This window comes from Aequoribacter fuscus (assembly GCF_009910365.1).
Lineage (GTDB): Bacteria > Pseudomonadota > Gammaproteobacteria > Pseudomonadales > Halieaceae > Aequoribacter > Aequoribacter fuscus.
In genome coordinates, this window is the sequence record NZ_CP036423.1 from 1,845,640 (window position 1) to 1,867,853 (window position 22,214).

17 protein-coding genes are annotated in these 22,214 nt (G+C 51.0%); 5 read left to right on the forward strand and 12 right to left on the reverse strand.

The genetic code is table 11. The annotated features are described in order from the left end of the window. Positions 1-5 precede the first annotated feature (5 nt). From EYZ66_RS08300 to EYZ66_RS08315, 4 genes are read right to left on the reverse strand one after another with little or no spacing between them, the layout of a single operon-like run. Complete coding sequence (locus EYZ66_RS08300; protein WP_009574333.1) at positions 6-1,904, reverse strand: TonB-dependent receptor plug domain-containing protein; 1,899 nt, start codon at positions 1,902-1,904, stop codon at positions 6-8. Then, positions 1,905-2,996 carry a Gfo/Idh/MocA family protein gene (locus EYZ66_RS08305; RefSeq protein WP_009574332.1) on the reverse strand — a complete coding sequence of 364 codons (1,092 nt, stop codon included), beginning with the start codon at positions 2,994-2,996 and terminating at the stop codon, positions 1,905-1,907. It abuts the gene before it with no gap. Between the two features lie 7 nt (positions 2,997-3,003). Next, positions 3,004-4,365, reverse strand: a complete 1,362-nt coding sequence (locus EYZ66_RS08310) for a divalent metal cation transporter (RefSeq protein WP_009574330.1) — start codon at positions 4,363-4,365, stop codon at positions 3,004-3,006. A 24-nt stretch (positions 4,366-4,389) separates the two neighbouring features. Next, a complete protein-coding gene (locus EYZ66_RS08315) occupies positions 4,390-5,547 on the reverse strand; it encodes a Gfo/Idh/MocA family protein (RefSeq protein ID WP_009574328.1) in 1,158 nt (385 codons plus the stop codon). Between the two features lie 212 nt (positions 5,548-5,759). Between EYZ66_RS08315 and EYZ66_RS08320 the strand changes: the two genes are divergently transcribed. The 4 genes from EYZ66_RS08320 to EYZ66_RS08335 all read left to right on the forward strand — a co-directional run bounded on the left by EYZ66_RS08320 (position 5,760) and on the right by EYZ66_RS08335 (position 9,314). Then, on the forward strand, positions 5,760-6,665 hold the full coding sequence (locus EYZ66_RS08320) for a ThuA domain-containing protein (RefSeq protein ID WP_009574323.1): 906 nt from the start codon (positions 5,760-5,762) through the stop codon (positions 6,663-6,665). Positions 6,666-6,705: 40 nt separating this feature from the next. Further along, entirely contained in the window at positions 6,706-7,419 is a 714-nt protein-coding gene (locus EYZ66_RS08325; protein WP_244948411.1) for a 3-keto-disaccharide hydrolase, read from the forward strand. Positions 7,420-7,596: 177 nt separating this feature from the next. Next, positions 7,597-8,403: a putative RNA methyltransferase gene (locus EYZ66_RS08330; protein ID WP_160195641.1), complete on the forward strand. Its 807-nt coding sequence runs from the start codon at positions 7,597-7,599 to the stop codon at positions 8,401-8,403. A 26-nt stretch (positions 8,404-8,429) separates the two neighbouring features. Continuing rightward, positions 8,430-9,314, forward strand: a complete 885-nt coding sequence (locus EYZ66_RS08335) for a crotonase/enoyl-CoA hydratase family protein (protein ID WP_009576701.1) — start codon at positions 8,430-8,432, stop codon at positions 9,312-9,314. Positions 9,315-9,373: 59 nt separating this feature from the next. On the opposite strand, the gene EYZ66_RS08340 is transcribed toward EYZ66_RS08335, so the two are convergent. From EYZ66_RS08340 to EYZ66_RS08355, 4 genes are all read right to left on the reverse strand, one after another. Then, positions 9,374-10,834, reverse strand: a complete 1,461-nt coding sequence (locus tag EYZ66_RS08340) for a coniferyl aldehyde dehydrogenase (RefSeq protein WP_009576700.1) — start codon at positions 10,832-10,834, stop codon at positions 9,374-9,376. Positions 10,835-11,073: 239 nt separating this feature from the next. Continuing rightward, positions 11,074-11,853, reverse strand: a complete 780-nt coding sequence (locus EYZ66_RS08345) for an SDR family NAD(P)-dependent oxidoreductase (protein WP_009576699.1) — start codon at positions 11,851-11,853, stop codon at positions 11,074-11,076. A gap of 288 nt (positions 11,854-12,141) precedes the next feature. After that, positions 12,142-13,317: a phytanoyl-CoA dioxygenase family protein gene (locus tag EYZ66_RS08350; RefSeq protein ID WP_009576698.1), complete on the reverse strand. Its 1,176-nt coding sequence runs from the start codon at positions 13,315-13,317 to the stop codon at positions 12,142-12,144. Between the two features lie 94 nt (positions 13,318-13,411). Then, complete coding sequence (locus EYZ66_RS08355) at positions 13,412-14,293, reverse strand: TauD/TfdA dioxygenase family protein (RefSeq protein ID WP_139042615.1); 882 nt, start codon at positions 14,291-14,293, stop codon at positions 13,412-13,414. 232 nt (positions 14,294-14,525) lie between these two features. Here EYZ66_RS08355 and EYZ66_RS08360 point away from each other — a divergent pair, with 232 nt between their 5' ends. Then, positions 14,526-15,428, forward strand: a complete 903-nt coding sequence (locus EYZ66_RS08360; protein WP_009576696.1) for a LysR family transcriptional regulator — start codon at positions 14,526-14,528, stop codon at positions 15,426-15,428. A gap of 69 nt (positions 15,429-15,497) precedes the next feature. Here EYZ66_RS08360 and EYZ66_RS08365 read toward each other — a convergent pair whose 3' ends face one another. The 4 genes from EYZ66_RS08365 to bla form a co-directional block, all read right to left on the reverse strand. Then, positions 15,498-17,159, reverse strand: a complete 1,662-nt coding sequence (locus EYZ66_RS08365) for an N-acyl-D-amino-acid deacylase family protein (protein WP_009576695.1) — start codon at positions 17,157-17,159, stop codon at positions 15,498-15,500. Positions 17,160-17,252: 93 nt separating this feature from the next. Next, on the reverse strand, positions 17,253-19,193 hold the full coding sequence (locus EYZ66_RS08370) for a serine hydrolase domain-containing protein (RefSeq protein ID WP_009576694.1): 1,941 nt from the start codon (positions 19,191-19,193) through the stop codon (positions 17,253-17,255). Positions 19,194-19,455: 262 nt separating this feature from the next. Then, a complete protein-coding gene (locus EYZ66_RS08375; protein ID WP_009576693.1) occupies positions 19,456-21,123 on the reverse strand; it encodes an amidohydrolase family protein in 1,668 nt (555 codons plus the stop codon). A 71-nt stretch (positions 21,124-21,194) separates the two neighbouring features. Further along, on the reverse strand, positions 21,195-22,193 hold the full coding sequence (gene bla, locus EYZ66_RS08380) for a class A beta-lactamase (protein WP_009576692.1): 999 nt from the start codon (positions 22,191-22,193) through the stop codon (positions 21,195-21,197). Between the last annotated feature and the right edge of the window lie 21 nt (positions 22,194-22,214).

A 22,214-nucleotide genomic window follows, 5' to 3' on the forward strand; every position in this document is an offset into this window, starting at 1 on the left:
ACCCTTTAGCCAGCCTTCCACTGAATCCCTAAACGCAGTGTCCTGCCTGCATTTGGAAAACCAACGGACGTTTCAAAATTGTCATCCAGCACGTTATCGATTGCTAGATTCATACTGAGGTTAGCGGTAGTCGCCCACGTTAAACGCCAGTCAAGCTGGCGCTGATCGTCCAGCGCTTGGGTAAAGGATTGCCCTGTGTGTAACGAGGAGTTAAACACCTCACCCACCCAACGATAGTCTAAACGGGCTGTCAGGTCAGAATTGAGCGCCCACAGCGCGCCAAGCGTCGCCTGCCAATCGGGGCGACCCTCCAGTTCCCGAGCGCTACCGGCGACCTCGATGTCTGTTTTTGTCAGCGCAAAATTGAGCGAGAACGTCTCGCCACCCTGAAATTGACCCCACACTTCGAAACCCTGAGTGTCGACGCGATCACGGTTCACATTGGTAAAGGCCTGTGGATCAAAATCGATCAGATTCGTGTAGCGATTTTCAAACCACGACACCCCAACCACACTTGAGCCCGACAGTTGCCACTCAGCGCCTAGGTCGAAGCCTTTGGCTTCTTCTGGCAGCAAATTTGGGTTGCCCACCAGTGCGTGCCCCAACGCAAAGAAGCTAGGTAGCTTAAAGCCCTGCCCCCAGTTGGCTCGCAGTGCTAGTGCTGGCGTCAGGTCATAACGCAACCCTAAGCGCGACGTGTGCTGGTTTTGGCCTTGATCAGTATCGTCATAACGTGTGCTCACGTTAAGATCCAAAGCCTCTGCAAGACGAGCTCGCCACTGGAGGAAAACGCCCGTCGTTTCGCGCGACAAGCGATAATCCGTGGGAATTAAAAATCCAAAATCCAAATAACCTTTGCTGTCACCACTCTCATCACGGTAATCGGCACCGAAGCTCAAGCTATGATCATTGCCAAACTCGGCCGTATTGACCCAAGAAACCGTCTGTTGCTTAAACACGGCATCCGTACCATTCGCGGGAACCGAGGTGTAAGGCACGATGCCCGGAGAATCTGTTTGCTCTTGATAGCGAAGCGTATTGAGTTTTATGTCAGTACGAAACGTGTCACTCCAGTCTCGCACCCACCCCAAAGCTGCCAACTCGCTAGTATAATCGCTGCGTTCTAAGGCTGAACTCACGCTCAGCCTTGGCCCACCACTTTGCTCAGGGTAACTCGTTCGGTCACCCTCAAGCCATTGAATCTGGGCTGTCATTTGGTTTTCGTCGATCGACCACGCGGCCATCGCATTGATAAAATCAACCTGACGTTCGCTACCTGCCACCCACTCGCCGCTGTCTCGTGTGCCGGCGTTCACAAAGACGCCCACCGGACCCAAATCTGCGCCAGTGGATAGCTTCAAGTTGTAGTAGCCATCTTGACCACCCTCAACGCTGACTTTGGGACGCAGAGCAGCGCCGGGCTTGGGTGTCACCAAGTGGATAACACCGGCCAGGGCATCCGAGCCGTGTATCACTGACTGCGGTCCTTTCACGACTTCGATACGGTCCACCTCGAGATCGTTCAGCAAGTTCATATCATAACTCCCACCTCGAACATTGGTGGGGTCATTCAAGGCAACACCGTTCAACAAAATTTTTGTGAAGTTCCCCTCGCCACCACGAATGGACAAAGCAACCAGACCCCCAGCGCCACCCTGCTCTTCAATTAACACGCCGGGCAAGGTTCGCAACGCATCGGACAGCTGCGCCTTGTTGAGTTCACTTAGGGCATCAGAATCCAACACAGTGACCGATGCGGCTGTGGCCGAAATACTAGAGGGGGCGTAATTTTCAGTCACAACTATCGTTTCCAAAGGTTGACCCTGTAAAGTTTGATCGGCCATTGCCGACTGGGCCGCTAAAGTACTAACTAGGCTAATCACAATGCCCGGATACCGCTTCATTTAATCTCCTAATTTTGATGCTGGTTGTTCTGCGACTTGCTGAGCTCGCAAACTGAGTTCTGCTGCTTTGAAAGTATGATTTTGGGTCATCGCCAACTCGGTTCCGTTAACGCAATCGAGAATCAACTGACCAAAAAATGGAAAACCAGTCTGCCCTAAACACTCCTCTCGGTGTTCACCCGCGGCATCAACCAACAGAAGAGTAGAACTCGGGGCAGCGCCGGTAATATCAATATACTTACGCAGCTCGATACTGCCCTCTGTGCCCAGAATGAAGGTTCTGCCATCACCCCAAGTTCTGAGACCGTCGGGCGTATACCAGTCAACTCGGCTGTAGAACGAGGCGCCATTGTCGGCGGTCATTGAAAACTCGCCGAAATCCTCAAGCTCGGGATAGCCTGGATTGTTGAAGTTCTCGACCCGAGCAAAATTCACCTGCGCATCTGTTGCATTTGCGTAAGTTAGAAACTGTTCTACCTGATGTGAGCCAATGTCAGTCAGAATACCGCCATATCGGCTCTTCTCAAAAAACCACTCGGGGCGACTGCTCGGATTCAAACGATGGGGTGCAATATTCAATACCTGCAGCACCCTGCCGATGGCGCCCGAAGCGACAAGCTCACCGGCACGCCATGCGGCATCGTTGTGGATGCGCTCGGCGTAGTAAACCCAATACTTTAAGCCCGTATCAGCGACACATTGCTTAGCGCGCACAAGCTGTTCAAGTGTTGTGAACGGAGCTTTGTCGGTAAAGTAATGCTTGCCCGCTCTGAGCACTTCGATTCCAATCTCCGCCCGTTCGCTGGGTATCGCGGCAGCGCAAACTAAGTGGATGTCTTGTGCCTGTAAAATAACCTCGAAGCTGTCTACCGCTTTGACTTCTGGGTAGCGCTCACAGAATGCAGCGAGTCGGTCGGGATCCGGATCGTAAACATAGCGCAAGGTTGCACCGGCATCACGTAAACCATTCACTTGACCATAAATATGTCCGTGATCAAGAAACGCTGCGGCAATGCCAAATTCGCCCGCTGCAACCACCTGTTTTGCAGCACCCGTCGGCGCATAGTTCGCGCCATCTTTAATGTTCGTCATAACAAGCTTACATCCAACCTAAGGCCACCAGAGTGCTAAAGACAACGCTGGATAGCACCGTAAAAATACAGACTAACATCGCGGCGTTGAAGATTGCGGCACGGCCACCCTTGGGGCGGTCGGCCCCCATGTAATCTCGGCGATTGTTCAACAGCAACCACCCCAAATACGCGATAGGCAGCAAGAATCCGCTGATAGCAGAGGTGGGCAAAATCACATAGGCACCCATCGTCGACCATAAAAACACGCCCAACACAGCAGGTGTAGGCAGTAACAACCACCACCGGTAGGCACGAGAATGTGGCTCTAAATTGAACAACTCGCCAGCGACGGCGCCGCAGCACAACATATGCATGACCAATGAGCCCACGGCCATACCTAAAATACCGATCGCAAAGATCAAACGCCCAGTCACGGGGTTTATCCCGGCCTCGGTAAACATCGATGCGGCCTGAGCAGGACTGAGCTTACCCTGAATATCGAGGCCACTGCCATGCAGTGCACCAGCGGCAGCAATGGCAATAAGCGTGGTAACCAAGATGTAGGGGATAACCAACCCCATGACAATATCGTAACGCGCCAACTCTCGGTGCTCACGCCCCCAACCTCTCTCGAGTAGGGTATAGCCGTAAATAAAGGTCATGTTAATACCAACAGCCGTACCCAAGGCGGCCATAACGGTTGTCACGCCTGCCAGATCCGTGGGAATGCGTCCCGGTATGAACCCTCTTAACACGGCAGCCCAATCCACCTTGCCTTGTAAGGAGGCGTACACGACGACCCACAAGAACGCCAAAATAATGCCCGTACTAAGCCATTTGATCGCTGTTTCGAATACTTTTACGGGGCGACCGCCACGGCCATAGTTCCAAGCCGTGTACGCGCACACACACCAAACAAGAATGGCAAAAGCAAACAACCAAAGTTCGCGACCAAGTCCGCTAGCATTGGATAGCTCTACACCGCTGGCAACAGCCACAACCTCTTCGATCATACCCGCACTCAGAGGGTAATGCGAAAACCCCCAAATCACCGAGGAGGCAATAGCGGCGAACGCCCACAAAAAGGCCAGAGTGCCGCTAATGTGCTGTTTCATCGCGCGATAAGGCTTAACACCCGTACTCAGTGTTTGGTGTGACAAAGCAAATAACATGATACAGCCAATAATCATGGCAATAGGCTGTACCCACAATAAGTCGTAGCCGTATTGCGCCCCAAGCGTCAGTGACGTAATCGCACTACCACCACCCAAGGTCATTGCCCCCTGCAACCAACCAGGACCGCTAAAGCGTAAATAGGTTGGCAGTCTGGCCAACGTGGACTTATCGGCTAAAGCCGCGAGCTGTTGCGCTTCGATTTGAGCACTCATTATCGGTCTCCAGGTAGCTGTTTATTATCGGTACGAGCTGTCCATATTGATTTCGGCTTCGACATCTGCTTTGACTCGCAGCGAGGACCGGTCGATTTTTGTCTGCAAATGCGTCTGATACTCACCAGCATCGATGGGGAATTCAATCGTTTGCTCTTTCCAAGTGGACAACAACATTGCGTTAGCAATAGACAGAGAGCGTAAGCCCTCGGCCAAAGGTGCAATCAGAGGCTCGTTGTCACGAATTGCATTCACAAAATTTTGCATCAAGACCGCGTGCTGATTGACCTTGCGATCGATAGCCAACAGGTCAGTCACGGTTTCGGGCATTCCAAACATTTGCTTTGTGGTGCGATTGAACATCGCGGTCGAAGGCATATTTTGAGCCAGACTCAGTTGCGACCCGTCGAACACCAGACTCCCGGCGTCGCCAATGACCTCGAAGCGATTCACACCAGGCGCCTCACCAGTAGAGCCCACAAATACGCCGGTTGCACCATTTTCATATTCCAAATAAGCCGTCACATCATCTTCAACTTCGACGTCGTGAAAACGACCGAACTGGCAGTGCGCTCGCACCGCTTTTGGCATACCGCACAGCCACTGCAATATATCGAGGTTATGTATGCACTGGTTGACTAATACACCGCCGCCCTCGCCTCGCCAGGTAGCGCGCCAATCGCTGACTTGAAAGTAAATTTCGGGGCGAAACCAGTTGGTCATGCACCAATTTATACGAATCAAATCACCCAGAATGGATGACTCGATAATCTCTTTCATGCGCAAGAACAAGGGATCAGCTCGCTGATTGAGCATTAATGCCGCGACGCTGCTGGGTGTGCATCGGGACAGCAAACTCTCACCCTCTTGTATCGACAAGCCCATCGGCTTTTCCATCATGAGGTGAAGATTGGCGTCAAGCACAGCGCGCCCGATGTCTAGATGCGAGTGTGTTGGCGTGGCAACAACAATGGCGTCGCAGACGCCCGAATCCACAAGCGCGCGGTAATCTTGATAATGCGCTACGCTCGTAGCAAGACCCTCGGGGCGTTGACTGCGGCTACACGTCGCCGTTAGTACAGCACCCGCAACATGGCCCTCAACAAGATTCCGGATGTGCTGCTGAGCAATATTGCCCAGACCAACAACCCCTACGCGAACAGACGCCTGTATCGAACCCAATGTAGTCTCCTAAAAACATCGCTATCGGAAAAACCGGTAAAGTGGTCATGCCGATTATGCTCTCAAGCACACGCGCTTGTGTCAATGAATCGATCAGTACGATCGTATGACACCGTGTAACCATAGCGTAAAACTTTTGGCCTTACCACTTTACCGGATTACAGGCTTGGGTTAGTCTTCATAAAAACCTATAACACGAGGGGAACATCCACATGGCGATATTAAAACGCATTCTTGTCGGCTTACTTGTCATTGCCGCACTCATCGCACTTGGCTTATTCGGTTACGCAAAATATACCGGTATTTGGAATATCTTTTTCCCCTCGACCCATCATGACACCAAAGCGCCGACGATCACCCAGGATATCCCGCGACCTGCGCTCCTGGTATTTAGCAAGACTAACCAGTTCCGACATAGAGAAAGCATCGAAGGCGGCTTGATCCATTTTGAAGCATTGGCCAAACGGCGAGGCTGGGGTTTTTACGCCACCGAAAATGGCGCCGTATTTAATACCGACCAGCTTGCCATGTTTGACACCGTGCTATTCCTTAACGCGACCGGTGACATGCTGAGCGATACGCAAGAACAAGCGTTTCAGAGTTGGATGGAATCAGGCGGTGGCTGGCTCGGCGTGCATGCGGCGGGTGACGGCTCCCACAAAACCTGGGATTGGTACATGGAAAACTTTATTGGCGCGCCGTACGTCGCTCATATTCTAGGCCCTCAGTTCCAAACGGCAACAGTGGTTACAGAAGACCACAGCCACCCGGTTAATCGCGGAATGCCAAGCACATGGGAGCACGAAGAGGAATGGTACTCATGGGCCTCTAGCCCGCGCGAAACGGGCTTTAACATCCTTGCGACCGTTGACGAAAGCACGTACTCCCCCATCCAAAATTGGCGAGGAGAGTCCAACGACCTGTCCATGGGGGATCACCCTGTTGTCTGGTCTAATTGTGTGGGCACAGGCCGCAGCGTTTACGCAACCATGGGGCATCGCGCCAGCGCTTTTGAGCAGCCACAGTATAAGCTTATCCTTGAGAACGCTCTGGAATGGACCTTAGGGGTTATACCCGATACACGATGTGCAAGTGTCACAGCGCCTGCAGCGCAATAGGTTCTCACGACCAGAGGTCCGCAGTATGAAGCGCGCGCTCATGATAACTTCCGCTGCACTGTTAACAGCGTTAGCGGTAGCGGCAATCCAATACAATCCCGCAGACACCGAGCTATGGTCGCCCGTGCCGCCGGCCGTGTCTGCCCCCCCTGGCGAAGCGCCATCAGACGCCATCGTTCTGTTTAATGGCCAAGATTTGTCCGCTTGGACCGCGCGGGACGGCACGCCCGCGCCATGGCGAGTTGTAGATGGTGCTCTGGTGGTTGAACCCGGTACTGGCGACCTCCTCTCTCGCGACGCATTTTGCAGTGTGCAACTGCATTTAGAGTGGATGGTGCCTGAACCTGATGTCAGTTTGAGTGGCCAGCAGCGCAGTAACAGCGGTGTATTTCTACAAGATCGTTACGAAATTCAAGTGCTCGATTCGTACCAAAATCCGACCTATGTGAACGGCCAAGCGGCGGCGGTGTACAAACAGGCACCACCCTTAGTAAACGCGATGCGCCCGCCCACGCAGTGGCAGACTTACGATATCATTTTCACCGCACCAACGTTTGAGGGCGAGCAGGTCGTTACACCGGCTTATGTCACTGTACTGCACAACGGCGTGCTGGTGCAAAACCATACCCAACTTCAGGGCCCAACCGTATTCATAGGTCAACCGAGTTACAAGGCCCATGGATGCGCTCCGATCCGCTTGCAAGATCACCGCAACACGGTTTATTTTCGAAACATCTGGGTTCGCACGCTGTAAATTGCCGCAGTAAACTCATCCCCGTTTCCCCTCAGGGGTATTTGGGTTCTGCGAACCGCCGATACGAATGCCTCAGATAACCCGTCAGGTCCACTTCCACCTACTTTGAAATTGTGACTTGTATCGCAAAGGCGCCCCATCGACAATGGCGATACACTAGGGAGTATCGAAGAACGCATGATTTTTAATTGTCCCAACTGTGCTCTGTCACTGCACAAATCGGCATCTACATGGATATGTGAAAACCGACACACATTCGATATCGCGAAGGAAGGCTACATAAACCTACTCGTCCCCGCCAAAGGACAAAGCAAGATCGCGGGTGACAGCGCCGACATGATTCAAGCGCGCCGAGCCATTCATGAAGCGGGCATATACAAGCCATTGGCGGCAACCTTATACGATGTAATTCGTGAACGCCTCCAGACCCCAACGAATGTACTCGACATCGGCTGTGGCGAGGGCTATTACTCCCGTTATTTCCACGAGCGCATGCCGTCACATCAATACTTCGGTCTCGATATATCCAAAGCTGCCATCAAAACTGCAGCCAAGCAAAACACGACCATTCAATACACGGTTGCCAGCGCTTTCAGAATACCGGTTGAATCGGCGTCAGTTGGGCTAGCCACCCGAATCTTTGCACCCTCTGACGACGGAGAACTCCATCGCATACTGTCACGTGACGGCCACTACCTAGAGGTCGGCCCGGCTCCGAACCACTTATGGGAGCTTCGCAAAGCACTTTATGACGAACCCACACCGCACGCGCCACATCGAGTCGCATTGAACAGATTTGACCTTGTACAGCAAGGCCAATATCACTACCCTTTTGATTTGAACAATGATCAACTCCAACATCTTATTGCTGCAACTCCCTTTGCCCACAAGGGCCATCGGGAGAAACGCGTGTTACTGCTGCAACGAAACCAGATAGTGGTCACTATGGCGTTTGAGTGGCGATTATTTAAAAAACGACCCTAACCCAACATTACAACAGGACTTCACCCATGCAGTACCAGTCAATTGCTTACGACATTAAAGATCACATTCTGACCATAACACTCAACCGCCCCGATCAGATGAACGCCTTTACTGTTGAAATGGCCAATGAACTCGTCGATGCCTTCACACGTGCTAGCGCCGATGACGAAGTTCGAGCAGTCGTCGTAACGGGCGCAGGTAAGGCGTTTTGCGCAGGTATGGACTTATCAACGGGTGGCAATGTGTTTGGACTGGACGAAAGTCTCGAACCCTCTCTAGAAGACATGCACACACGCCTAGACGACCCCGCTATTTTTGAAGGCGTGCGAGATACAGGCGGCCGTGTCAGCTTAGCGATTTACGATTGTGACAAACCTGTGATTGCCGCCATTAACGGTGCCGCAGTCGGTATTGGTGCCACCATGACCTGTGCAATGGACATACGCCTTGCGTCGGAGAAAGCGCGCATCGGCTTTGTCTTCAACAAAATTGGCGTGGTACCCGAGGCCTGCTCGAGCTGGTTCTTGCCCCGTATTGTCGGCATTTCACAGGCCTTAGAGTGGTGCTACAGCGGCGACATCTTAACCGCTGAGCAAGCGCTAGCCGGACGACTTGTCAAAGCCGTCGTACCGGCTGAATCCCTGCTCGACGAGGCCTACAAGATCGCAGCACGCATTGCCTCGCACTCTTCTGTTGCCATAGCCTTCACTCGACAAATGATGTACCGCAATGCGGCGGCTCAGCATCCGATCGAGGCGCATCGACTCGATTCGCTCGGCATGTTTTACTCGAGCCGAGATGACGGGAAGGAAGGTGTTGCTTCTTTCTTAGAGAAACGCGCACCTGAGTTTAAGGGCAAGGTATCGAGCGATATGCCAGAGTTTTACAGGGAGTGGAAAAAGCAACCTTAAGCGCTGCTTTGCACCACAAAAAAAACACCGCCGAGGCGGTGTTTTTTTTAAACGAAACGCTATTTCTTGAGTGCTGATTTAATACTTGTCTCGGTTGCCTTGCCGTAGGGAGGCAACAAACCCGCCAACTTACCTACATTAAAGCGCGTGGTCTGGCTGTAAACCGATTTCGCGTGGCTGAAGGTTTTGAAACCTTCAACCCCGTGGTAGGAGCCCATGCCGCTGGGGCCAACGCCACCGAAGGGCATGTCTTCTTGCATAATGTGCATGATGACGTCGTTAATACACACGCCACCTGAAGTGGTGCGCTTCAAAATAGCCTCTTCCTCTGCCGCGTCTTTACCGAAGTAGTAAGCTGCTAATGGGCGTGGGTTGGCGTTGATGTGCGTGATGGTCTCTTCAAAGTCTTTGTAAGTGCGAATCGGTAGTAGCGGACCGAAAATCTCCTCTTGCATGCACTTAGCATCAACATCGGGGCTTACGATCAAGGTCGGGGGGATTTTACCTGCCGCGTTACCCTCAAAGTTCTCATTCGCAGGGTTGATTGGGACAATACGATGTCCACGCTCTGCTGCATCGGCTAAGTAAGACGACAACCGCGCATTGTGACGCTCGTTGATCACCGCTGTGTAATCATCGTTGGCCAACAAGGTTGGGTACATCGCGCCGACGGCTTTAGTCGCCAAAGAAACCACTTCGTCCAACTTCTCTTCGGGCACCAGCAAATAGTCGGGCGCCAAGCAAATTTGGCCAGCATTCAAGGTTTTACCCAACATGATGCGCTCGAGCGCCTGCTCCAAATCAGCGCTGCGTGAAATGACTACGGGAGACTTGCCACCAAGCTCTAAAGTCACTGGCACGAGGTTGCGTGCCGCCGATGCCAACACGTGGCGAGCAATACTGGTCGCACCCGTGAAAATCATGTGATCGAACGGCAAAGAGGTAAAGGCCTGCCCTACTTCGGGGCCACCCGTCACAGTTGTCACCTCTGCAGGATCAAAGCCCTCGGCAATGATCTCGGCGATCAGATCTGATGTAATCGGGGTGAATTCGGACGGTTTGACCATGGCGCGGTTACCGGCCGATAAAATACCCGCTAAAGGCTGAAACACCATGGATACCGGAAAGTTCCAAGGCGCGACGATGCCGACGACACCTTTGGGCTGGTACTCAATATGAGAGCGACCACCCAACAAATTCAGAGGGAACAAAGTCGGACGTTTTTCGGGTTTCATCCACTTCGCCATATGTTTTTTACAGTGCTTGAGTGAGCCGATAGAACCTGCCACATCGGTCATCATGTTGACGCTGCGTGGACGACACACAAAATCTTCGTTCAGTGCATCGCTAATTCGCTCGGCATGACGCACCAGAATATCGATGGCTCGATCAATCCGATCTTTGCGAACATCTAAAGATACAAAGCCTTCCGCTAAGTAGCTCTCTCGTTGATGTTTTAGGGCCTCCTGCATTTTTTGTTCTGCATCGGGGCTTATTACCACTTGTTGAGGTGCGTTCATTTTCTAGCTCCTTGGTCGCAAGGTGTTATTAGTATCCCATCGAGTGTATCGCGTAAAAATGAATTAAAACAGCCCTAAAATGGGGTGCGAAGTGGACAATTCAATCGTTTTTGCGCCTAGCTGTGCTGCTCCGCCCGAGGCATGACTGCCCCCTATCGCGCTAACCGGGGCGTGTTCACGTGCCAGACAAACAAAAAAGCCGGCGTAACAGCCGGCTTCATGTGATCGTGAGCAGCAGATCACTTGGGTGGCATACGAATACCACCGTCCAAACGAATCACTTCTGCGTTCATGTAAGGATTGGTAATACAATCCATAATCGCGAACGCCAACTCTTCGCCCTGCCCTAAGCGTTTCGGGAACAGTACCGATTGACCTAGGTGCGCTTTAAACTGCTCGGCGTGCTCACCTTCACCGTAAATGGGGGTATCGATTAAGCCGGGAGCCACCGTGTTGACTCGAATACCCACCGCACTCAAATCACGCGCAATTGGCAGTGTCATGCCAACAACACCGCCTTTAGAGGCCGAATACGCCGCCTGACCGATCTGACCGTCAAAGGCTGCACACGATGCCAAGTTAACAATAGCGCCGCGGCTACCATCGGCGTCCATAGGCTCTTGCTTAGCCATAGCGGCAGCGGCACGACTTAAGACGTTAAAGGTGCCGATCAAGTTCACGTTAATAACGAAAGCAAAACGGCCAAGATCATGCGGGTTGTTGTCGCGATCAATGGTGCGTCCCGGAGCGCCCAAACCCGCCGAGTTGACACACGCGCGCAATGGGCCCATGGCAACTGCAGCTTCCACAGCCGCGTCTGCATCTTCCGTTTTAGTCACATCACACTTTACAAATACACCGCCAATCTCGGCGGCAACCTTTGCACCTTTTTCTTCGTTGAGGTCAGCGATGACAACTTTCGAACCCGCAGCCGCGAGTTGACGTGCCGCCGCTTCACCAATGCCCGAGGCACCGCCGGTTACGATTGATGAGCTACCTTCTAAATTTACGCGTGGCATAATTTTTATTCCTGTCTATGAATTTGCGGGGGTATTCTTCGGCACACCCAGTGAAGTGTCAAGCCTAAGCACCTTGCGCAGGTCTTCGTCATACCCACTCACGAGATAGCTGCGCTGTGCTATCCGCCCCCTAAAGCACAAAATTTTCAAAACCGATTACTGGCGTCTAAACTGGATCAACCTACTCTGAGTTAGACGTGCCAAAACTCCGTCTTCAAAACAACATTTCAACAGATTAGCTCTATGCGACAGCAGAGTTGCTTACGAGCGCCTCCACAGTTAGACACCCTAAATACTCAAATCTAGAAGATTGTAGTCGTGTATCGCCTTTTTCGCAGCCTCGTCCCATTCGTGACGTTCATCGGACTCGAGGAACGGCTTGTATTGGTAGGGAGTTTCTTGTGGATACTGCTTAGCTCGGGCATCGATCGCATACCCGATGACGCGAGATCGCTCTTTAATCACGCCTGCGTCATATACTGCCGCAGGACTATGTATCCCCGCGCCTTTGACATCGAGTACCGAAGAGCGTCGGTGAAAACCAAAATTAATCGTGAGTCTTGGCTCAAATCCAGAATTGGCAAACGAACCGTGAACCAACTGCCGATTACAGATAACCACATCTCCCTCATCACACACCAAAGGTATGGCGTCTTTTAATCGTTCGCTTCCAGATTCCTGCACCATCTTTTTAATGTCGACCTTTCCTACTTTGTGCGTCCCAGGAACAACCCAAACACCATTTACTGGGGTGCTACCGTAAGCTTGGGCCATAAAGTTAAAGCCATGAATATCCTCATCAAAATTGGGGCTTTCCCAGTGCGTATCACCATCTTGGTGCCAGGATACCGCGGCACCCAGCCCAGCATCTTTAATGAACAGCACTTCGTTGAACGGTGCGAAATCGTCTCCGTTTATAGCTGCGGCAACACGAAGCAGCTGCGGATGACCATATAAACGCAGGGCGGCCTCAGAAAACTGAAGGGAGCCAAGCAATATAAATGGTGCATCTTTGGGCGCGTCGGGCCCTGCATCTAAATCCTTCAGTTTTACTTGGTGACGCCCGTTAGCCATTGCGGTGCCTCCCAATGGATCGCTCAGTGGTTTGCTCCACATGAGTCCGGGTCCCTTACAGTCCACCCCGAGGGCCGGCCTGCCTAAAGCATCGACTGCTGAGCCTGGGTGGGTTGGCAAGCGCATGCGCAACTCATCAATATCGGCATGGATATCTTTCATTTCTTGGTCGCCGATTACCCCTTCAAAGACATAGAAACCGAACTCGGAGTACGCATCCCTGATACCTTGATCCAGTGAGCCATCGTCATTGAACAAGATTGGCCCTCTGTTACCCAGCTCACGCGCTTTTCTGAGACCTTCGGTCATGTACTTCCTCACCGAATCAGCCTCGTCACCGTAATAGCTGGCACAGGCCTCGATAGATTCACGATAGTCTTTTTTATTCATGACGCTCTCCTAGTCTTAAAGATAACCCATAGGCATTTTTGATCTCTTTGAAACTCAAATGTGTCACCCAAAACGACACATTTTCGATACTCGCTTAACTGTTTAATGCTGCCTCGGTACTCGGGTCACCTGCAATCCGCGAATGAAGCATAACGCGAGGCTGTGAAAAATTCCAAGGGCATGCTCGGTGCATCAAACAGCGGTTATCCCACAAAATAGCATCACCCTCTGACCAGATGTGATGGTATGTGCGAGATTCATCGGCGACGGCGAAATCGATCAAATCACTCACAAACTGAGTCGATTCTTGCTCTGCCATACCAGTCACCCCGAACGCATGCCGGCCTACCGCGAGGGTTTTTCGGTCTGTCTCAGGGTGAATTTTAAGCAAAGATCGACGCGGAACCGTACTCACATCGAGCCCGTACCCGATATACTCGCTATCGCTGCTTTTTACATCTTCCCCGAGGTTCTTTTGACTTTGCGCCAACGAGTGATAAGCGGATAGATTCGCCAAACGGTCTTGAGTCTCAGTGTCTAAAGCGTCCCACGCTGCGCGCATATCGGCAAACCCTGTCTCACCTCCGCTCGACGGTACTCTCTTGGCACTGAACAAAGCACCCTTTGCTTGCAGGGGCATATAGGTATTATCTTGATGCCACTGCATGTTACCCCGAATGATCTTCATCATATCGTCATCCGGAGCCGCTCTGACCTCGCCGGTTGGTAACAGGTTACTAATCTCGACTGCCTCGAGGCCCTCCACTAAACAGCCAAATTTAGACGCCGCATCGCGCTGCTGCGAGTCCGTTAGATACTGTGCAGGGAAAATGAGCAGTGCATACTGCAACCATTCCCGGTATAGCAAACTGAAAGTGTCCTCATCCAGTTCACTGAGTCGCACTCCAGTCACGACTGCCCCAAACGTTTTACCAGGTAAAGGTTCAATCCTAACTATCTGTTTACCGTTACTCATTGCGTGCCGCTCCATCGCAGAGAACCTCTCTTAAATGTTTCCGTGGAGAATCTACTTTCCGCTACGTAAAGACAAAAGCGGAATTGCCCGTAATCAACTCTAAACAAGTCAGATAATTCATGCTAATTTTATTTTTTTTTATTATTAATAGATTTTAAAAATAGTATGCCAAGCGCGCAAAGCTAGGAAAGCTCAACGCCATGCGTCAACATGCACACAGTGGGAACTCATCATGTTTAACTTGAATCAGCTGTATCACTTCGCATTGGTCGCCGAGACAGGAAATTTTGCTCAAGCTGCGAAGCGTGCTCACATAACTCAACCCGCGTTAAGTAACTCCATAAGAACACTCGAAGAACGCGCGGGCCTAAAGCTTTTCGACCGTAGTGAAAGGCCCATTAAATTAACGCCTGTGGGGCGTAATTTATTGTCTCGGACTGAGAGCCTCCTAAAAGAGGCAAAAAACTTTGAAAAAGAGGTTATGTATCTGGGGAGAGGTATGGCAGGCGAGCTCAGAATAGGATTCACCGCGCAATCATCGGGCAGCATGGGAGGAAGGATTCTAGGCGAATGGCAAGCCCAAAATCCAAAAATGAGCGCTGACGTGACCGTTGCTGACACGCCCGCCTTGATAGAGCTTTTGAAAGCGGAGCAGCTCGACCTCATCATAGGCGATGGACGCGACTTGCCGTCGCACTCTTCTGACCTTGAAATGATACCAATTCCTCCCGAGGTCGGTGGTATATTTTGTCGCGCCAATCACCCTTTGTTAAAAGACGACGATCTTAATTTCAAATCATTACTTCCGTACCGATTTGCAGGGGCACATCTATCAGAGACTCTGCTAGATGCGTTAGCTGACCGATTTAATTTACGGGATCGACACGAAATTCACTTCGCAATAAAGAGTGACAACATTGCCGTTCTGCGGGACGCAGTCATGCACAGCGACCTCATATTACTGTCAACACCGGGCGCCGTTCACAACGAAATTGCCGCCGGATTCATGGCCAAACTTCCCATCAATCCAGAAGAGCTTGCGATCTGGTTCTCGGTAACTTTAAAAACCACGGTAGCTCACCCCGCAATGAGCAATCTCAGAAAAGTTATCGAAGAAAAAACGAAACCACAGTGAGCGTAAGAGGTGTGGGTGACCCAGAGAATAATAGCATCCAGCTATCCTAGTCATCGTTGTAAGCGTGGCTCACCGCATCCAGCCTGAACCGCGAATAGCTCGCCCAGGCCTAGCACCGGTATGCCTCCCCTCAAAAACAACAGGTTGCCCGTTAACCAGCACATGCTCCATACCGACCGAGTACTGGTGAGGTGTGCTGAACGTTGCCTTGTCTTCAATAGCGTCGGGGTCGAAAATAGCAATATCCGCAAAATAACCCAGTTTAATACGACCTCGCTCACGGATCCCCAAACTCTGTGCTGGCAGCAAAGTCAGTTTCCGAATGGCTTCTTCCATAGCCAGAACTTTTTCTTCGCGGACATACTTGCCCAGCAATCGGGCCACGTTGCCATACGTTCTTGGGTGGACGCCGCTATTCAGCGTCCTACCTTCTGCGGCGGGCGCCGTGGCATCAGAGCCAAACATTACCCAAGGTTGACGCATTTGCTTCTTAAGATTCTCTTCTGACATCAAATAATACGCCGTAGCGACCCGAGAACCATCTTCAAGAACCAAATCAATAATCGTATCACGAGGGTCCTGTCCGCGTTCCATGGCTACTTCAGCCAGTGTTTTGCCCACGTATTTGTGCAGTGCTTCGTTCTTAAACTCGAGAAATACCACTCCATCGGGCGTAGCGAGATAACCCAAGTTTTCCCATTCCTGCGTGTTCACACCCATCTCGTTTTTAACTCGCTCGCGAATTTTGGGATCTTTGAGACGCTCAGCCCATTTTCTATAGCCACCGGCCTGCACCCAGGTTGGCATTGCTGCTTCCAGACCACTGCCGCCCGCGACATAGGTATACATATCTGCCGTAACGGGAACACCTTCGCGGCGCGAAGCTTCGATTTTTTCGATAGCTAAATCCATCTTGTGCCAATTCGGCTTTCCAGCTGCCTTTAAATGGTGGATTCTTACCGGCAGCTTAGCCTCTCGGCCGATGCGCAAGGTCTCGTCAACGGATTCGATAAGCCGATTACTCTCAGAACGAATGTGCGCTGTATAAACACCACCGTAGCGACTAACGACTTTTGCAAGTTCGATGAGCTCTTGAGTCTCAGCGTAGGTGGCCGGCGCGTATATCAAAAACGTGGTAAGACCCAGTGCTCCATCCTCCATTGCCTGAGCCACCTGCAGCTTCATTTTATCAAGCTGCTCTGGGGTTGGATCGACGTCATCCGTACCGATAATGTTCATTCGCACGGTGGCTGCTGATACAAAGGTGGCGAAGTTTACCGAGACACCGCCTGCTTCAACGGTTCGAAGGTAATCGTCGACTGTAGTCCACGTCATATCAACTTTCTCTTTAGAGAAATACGACCAAAAGGCCGCAGACGTTGTTGTTAAGGGGCTGAACGAAATCTCGCTAAGGACCTCAAAAGTCACGCCCTGCATTACATCGCTCATCGCTCTACCATCACTGATTAAGGATAAGTGCGAATGACTCAGCATATTGAAAAAGCCGGGGGCAACCGCAAGACCCGTAGCATCAATTTCAAGAGTGGCGGAGCCAGAGGGAATTTGCCCGATAGCGCTTATGCGATCTTCACGAATTCCCAGGTCTGCAATGTAGGGTGCTGCACCAGTTCCATCATAAACACTGCCATTGCGGATGATGACATCGAACTCAACCGCTGCCGCAGTGGTGGCAATCACGCTCAAAACAACGACAATAACTATTCTCAGCATAGCGGTACTCCCAGTCTACATCATTGATTTATCGCTGTGCGTTCTTGACCTAGTAATCCGCATTGCAAAACCTTTTAGGTGCTCCTAAAAAACCTAGCTAAAGTAATTAAAACCCAAGAGATTCCAGTAGCTATAAAACCAGACCATGTATAGCCCCGCTAGATTGACTACGATTAGCTTGGCAAGCGCCCTAGGGCCTTCAAGTTCGCCATGTCGCAGGACCTGAAACGTGCAATAAATATGGTAAAGGGTCAACAAAGCAGCCAATATTGGAAAAATCAGAGCAATTTTCAAGGTAAGCGGAACATCATACATAAGGGCTATAAGACCGCCGCTGGCGCCTACTGCCGCAAAAGTAAGGAATGAAAAGTGTGTCGCAGCCAAGAGAGTTGAAGCCACCACTGCTTTTCTTTCGAACGCTACAAGCGTATTAAATTCACGCCTTCGATACACCGCTTGCAACAAAACATGCATAAAAACCAAAAGCACCGAGCCAAGCGAGAGCATTATGAATCGACCTGTTTCGTAAAACGGTGCTCGATAAAACTGCATGACGCCAAAACCATCGATGACGAGACCCGTTATCTTGCCATTTACGTCTTCTTGAAAGGCGATTCGACCATTATCGTCCGCTTCCTGAAATAAGTTAGTGTCGATTTCAACGTATCGCTTACCTCCAATCATCAGCGTGTTATCGGGCAATAAAACCACCTTCAAACTTGTGATAAGACGAAGCAACGACTCGATCTTAGTGAAGCTCGAGCGCCAGCTATGGTAGGTGCCCTCGTAGCGCTTACCCCGCTCGAAAAAATCAGCAGGTGGATCGACCTTCGATGCTTCGCTCGGGAAAAACTCATCGTAAAACGATTTAACAAACGTACTGTGTACCTCTTTAGCACCCGGGCCGCCAAAAGAAGAGAACAGCATAAAGTTTTCTTTAGACGACAAACCCAAATGGGAACTGAATATGGTGGTACCACCATCGTGGCCGAAAACGTCTAGATCATCTCGCCCATATCTGCGTTTGAGAAATCCAAGGCCCATTCCCCGAACTCGCGGGTCATGCGTAAAGCCGCCATCCACCATTTGCTGCAGCGTTGATGATTTTAAAATTCGCTTTCCATCAACAGCGCCCCCATTCAGTAAAGCTTGCGCGAAAATCGACATGTCACGCGCAGACACGGCTGCCGCGCCAGCCGGTCCAAAGTTAGAGATGATCTCGTAATTTAGCTCGACATAACGTCCTTGTGAATAGCCGTAAGCCTTGGCCACGTTCGAGGCGAGTTGCGGTGGAAGGGGCTCCAAAAAACTGGAATGAGTCATGCCCAAAGTATCAAAAATGTGGCGCTGGACATAATCATTAAATGACATCCCGGATACTTCCTCAACAACCAAACCGGCCAATGCGGTAGCCCAGTTTGAATAGGCTGTATGCACCCCGGGCGGATTAATGCGCTGCGGTTGATATTTAGCTAACGATTGTTCGAGCGGCATAATACGGCTAGGGTCATCTATAATCAGATATCCGAGGAATCCGTCTTCAAATCCTGCGGTATGAGTCATAATATGACGCAGCGTAACCGGCTGCCCAGGCCACGTATTCGCAACTTTCAAAGACTTAAGATACCCATTAACGTCGACATCTAAATCCACGTTACCTTGTTCTACTTGCTGCATGACCGCAACCCAAGTGAACAGTTTAGAAATGGAGCCTGGGCGGAAAAGTGTCGTGTTTGGATCAACAGGAATACGTTTTTCTACATCAAGAAAACCATAGCCCTTGGAGAAAATCATCTCACCATCTTTCATGACAGCTACGACACCGGCAGAGCTCTTGGCGTTCTTCATGCTTGCTTTAACGACACCATCCACGAACGCCTCAACCACATCGGAATTCGCGACATTCGGAGGGATCGAGGCATAACTTCCGTCATTCCCCATCAAAAAAGCAAGGAATACTAGCCCAAGTTGCTTTGAACCGATCTTCAACTTATCAATCATCATATGTGTCTCTAAAAATTCGGTAATTACCATGAATAACCCCGAGGTCTGGCATTTTTCAATCTTGTATTGCCCATCGGGTCAGGTTGCACGTAACCTAAGTATCTACCCCTAGGGCGACGCCATCTCCTAGACAGGCGGCACGGCCACAACCTTTTGCGCCTGACGAGCTGCGCTCGCTGCACTCGAGTCAGCGCCCCGTGAGACGAACGTTCACTGAGACCTCTGCATTAATCGTTGCAGCATTTCACGGCCACGCGAGCGCCAGCCACGAGTGCTTACCCTGTAAACTAACTCAATGCGCTCGCGGATCAGAAAAGTGCTCGTCCTGAAATTCAATAGGGAGCGACATGGTGGTATTGTCATCCAGCCACTTACTCCACTCCACACGCTCAAAGCGGCCCTCAGCCGACACTGGAAAACGAATCGGTTGTCCAGGTTTTACGGGCTGCACAACTGAATCGCGGACCACAACAGTACCGTTAACAATGACCCAAGGAATACCCGCTGAGGGCAGCCCATTCTCGCCGGATTTGTAGGTTGCCCTAGGGCCAACAGTCGCAGGGTCAAACAACGTCAGATCGGCAATTTTGCCGACCTGAACACGACCGCGCTCCTGCATCGAGACCAAGCCCATATCACCCAAGTGTTTCGCATTCCAGTAGCTTAACTGGGCTAAGGTGAACATTAGAGGGATATCTTGCTCGCGCGCTAGTTTTAAGGTGGTTGAAAAAGTCGACACTGTGCGCGGATGCCCTGCGTATTCACTGGGATCGGCATCGTAGGGCAACAGATCTCCGTTCTTATCGAATCCCATCATTGCATCAGATGCGACCACCATCTCAGGTATGCTCAACCAATATTTCATCCAATCTTTTCGCGCCGGCATAAAAACCACAATCACGCGCGCAGGGTCTTTCTCAACAGCCTCGAGATACTCTGCCTTGCTCAGGAATTTATCTAGGCCGGGATCATAGAGAGTCTCTGAGTACTGATAACCATTAACCTCTTCCCACATAGAAGGCTTGAGAAAATCGGCGCTAATAAACGTGGATCCTGCTTCAAACGGGTAATATTCGCCCCAAACGTTGTAACCCTTTGCTCGAGCAAGCCTTAACTTTTCTTGATTCTCCCACCAACCGTAATCGTTGTCGTGGGCCAGCAATAAAGGTGCATCCAACAGCATTGCATTTAGTAACACCTCATCAAGGGCGATGGGCGCTTCTGTCGGAGTCTTGGCGTTAAGATGATACCGAGTGTGCACCGAAGCAAGCCTGCCGTAACGCGCCGCAGTTCTCTGTATTTCAAACAACTCATAACTCGTCATGCCACGCTGCATATAAGCGGCACCCACTCCAACACCCAATGCTCCCTGCCGCAGGTCCTCGTCAATCAGTTGTATTATTTGATTCAGCTCAGACAAATTACTACGTTTCATTGACCAGCCCGGCGTACCATCTATCGCTGCCTGATCGAGAACTGTGCCAAGCGTCGATGCATCAACAGACTGGTCAATGACCACCTCTGGATCGTGCACCAGTAATCGGGTGACACCAACGCTCGACGTCGTACCATAATTAACCTGCCAACCAGTTGCTTCTTTATTTTTATACCATTCGCCAACACGGCTCGCTCCAGCTTCCAGATCCATACCGGTGGTAATGCCGTCGCGCACAGCGAGTTTTGTCGCAAAAGGGTCTACGGAGTGAAAATGGGTATCAATAAATCCCGGAGCAACAACCAAACCGGTCGCATCGATAACTTCCTTGCCTGCCAGGGGCTCTTGAGAAATTGCAGCTATCCTACCGTCGTTAATGCCGACGTTTGCGACACCATCGTACATGGTCTCGGGGTCCATCACCCGACCATTCGCAATAACGAGATCGTACTCTTCTGCGTTTGACGCGCCCGAAGCAAATAAAGCAGCTAGCAGTATGTACAAGATTTTTTTGATGGGTGTCATGGGGTTATGTTCTCCACAAAAATAACTACTTCATAAATTCAATGTTTATAACGGACGGATGTAATGACTCATCAGAGAAACGAAAAATAGTCATACAAGGTTCTTGCCACTTCGGCTATTGCACGCTCGCGGTCGCTCGGCGGGCTTTGACTACCGCGGGTAAACACAGCAATCGCAAATACGCGTCCATTGGGCAGTGTGATGTACCCGACATCGTTAGCGACCCCTCCGACAGTACCGGTTTTGTGTGCAATTGCCGTGTTCTTTGGAAGCAATGCGCTAAGACGTCTGGGCATCGTCACCGTTCGCATCATTGTATCCATCAACAACCGGGTGCTTTCATCGCTGAGCGCTCGTCCGCTGCTCAAGGTCGTCAACAAATTGAGCATCGCCCTAGGAGTAGATTTGTCTAGCGGATCTGCCTCAAACTCAGGGTTAGCCGCAATGGCTTTGTTGGGGTCAGCCGCAGCGATGCGCACTATTTTTCCTAGATTTTCTCGGCCCGGTTCGACGCCGTAAAAATCTCTCAGAAGATCAGCCGTAGAGCGATCGACGCGCATACCATCAATACCCAACTGCCCTAAATATTGATTAACGGCCGAGGGTCCGCCAGCAAGCCTCAAACAGATATCAGTGGCAGTGTTATCGCTCTGCGTAATCATTACCTCTAATAGGTTAGCAATGGACAGCGATACCCCTTGATGAATAAAATTTGCCGCAATGACTTGCGAATAGACCCATTCACTATCGTCAATATCGACCATATCTGTCAGGTTAAGTTCACCGTGATCAACTTTGGCTAGCAGAGTCATCGCTATGGCGATCTTGTACGTACTTGCCATCGGAAATGGCTCGTCTCCATTCAAAAATATCTGAGCGCCGGTGGTCATATCTTGGGCAGCAACTCCGGCAACACCAACCAAACCTGAGGTCACTGTATGTAGTGCCAATGCGACTTTAGCGGGCGCTACCGCAGAGCCAACTTGCTGCGGCTGACTATTACCCTTTGCTGAGGCAAGCATAACAACCAAGGCCAAACTTATTAACCAAAACCTTGTATTCACTCTCATGACCATTCACCACTATGGAAA

Bases quoted from the DNA above. Each gene is read 5' to 3' on its own strand.
- EYZ66_RS08375 (WP_009576693.1), bottom strand. From the start codon at position 21,123: ATGACACCCATCAAAAAAATCTTGTACATACTGCTAGCTGCTTTATTT.
- EYZ66_RS08325 (WP_244948411.1), top strand. From the start codon at position 6,706: ATGATAACTTCCGCTGCACTGTTAACAGCGTTAGCGGTAGCGGCAATC.
- EYZ66_RS08300 (WP_009574333.1), bottom strand. From the start codon at position 1,904: ATGAAGCGGTATCCGGGCATTGTGATTAGCCTAGTTAGTACTTTAGCG.
- EYZ66_RS08355 (WP_139042615.1), bottom strand. From the start codon at position 14,293: ATGAGTAACGGTAAACAGATAGTTAGGATTGAACCTTTACCTGGTAAA.
- bla (WP_009576692.1), bottom strand. From the start codon at position 22,193: ATGAGAGTGAATACAAGGTTTTGGTTAATAAGTTTGGCCTTGGTTGTT.
- EYZ66_RS08305 (WP_009574332.1), bottom strand. From the start codon at position 2,996: ATGACGAACATTAAAGATGGCGCGAACTATGCGCCGACGGGTGCTGCA.
- EYZ66_RS08370 (WP_009576694.1), bottom strand. From the start codon at position 19,193: ATGGTAATTACCGAATTTTTAGAGACACATATGATGATTGATAAGTTG.
- EYZ66_RS08320 (WP_009574323.1), top strand. From the start codon at position 5,760: ATGGCGATATTAAAACGCATTCTTGTCGGCTTACTTGTCATTGCCGCA.
- EYZ66_RS08330 (WP_160195641.1), top strand. From the start codon at position 7,597: ATGATTTTTAATTGTCCCAACTGTGCTCTGTCACTGCACAAATCGGCA.
- EYZ66_RS08335 (WP_009576701.1), top strand. From the start codon at position 8,430: ATGCAGTACCAGTCAATTGCTTACGACATTAAAGATCACATTCTGACC.
- EYZ66_RS08365 (WP_009576695.1), bottom strand. From the start codon at position 17,159: ATGCTGAGAATAGTTATTGTCGTTGTTTTGAGCGTGATTGCCACCACT.
- EYZ66_RS08360 (WP_009576696.1), top strand. From the start codon at position 14,526: ATGTTTAACTTGAATCAGCTGTATCACTTCGCATTGGTCGCCGAGACA.
- EYZ66_RS08350 (WP_009576698.1), bottom strand. From the start codon at position 13,317: ATGAATAAAAAAGACTATCGTGAATCTATCGAGGCCTGTGCCAGCTAT.
- EYZ66_RS08345 (WP_009576699.1), bottom strand. From the start codon at position 11,853: ATGCCACGCGTAAATTTAGAAGGTAGCTCATCAATCGTAACCGGCGGT.
- EYZ66_RS08340 (WP_009576700.1), bottom strand. From the start codon at position 10,834: ATGAACGCACCTCAACAAGTGGTAATAAGCCCCGATGCAGAACAAAAA.
- EYZ66_RS08310 (WP_009574330.1), bottom strand. From the start codon at position 4,365: ATGAGTGCTCAAATCGAAGCGCAACAGCTCGCGGCTTTAGCCGATAAG.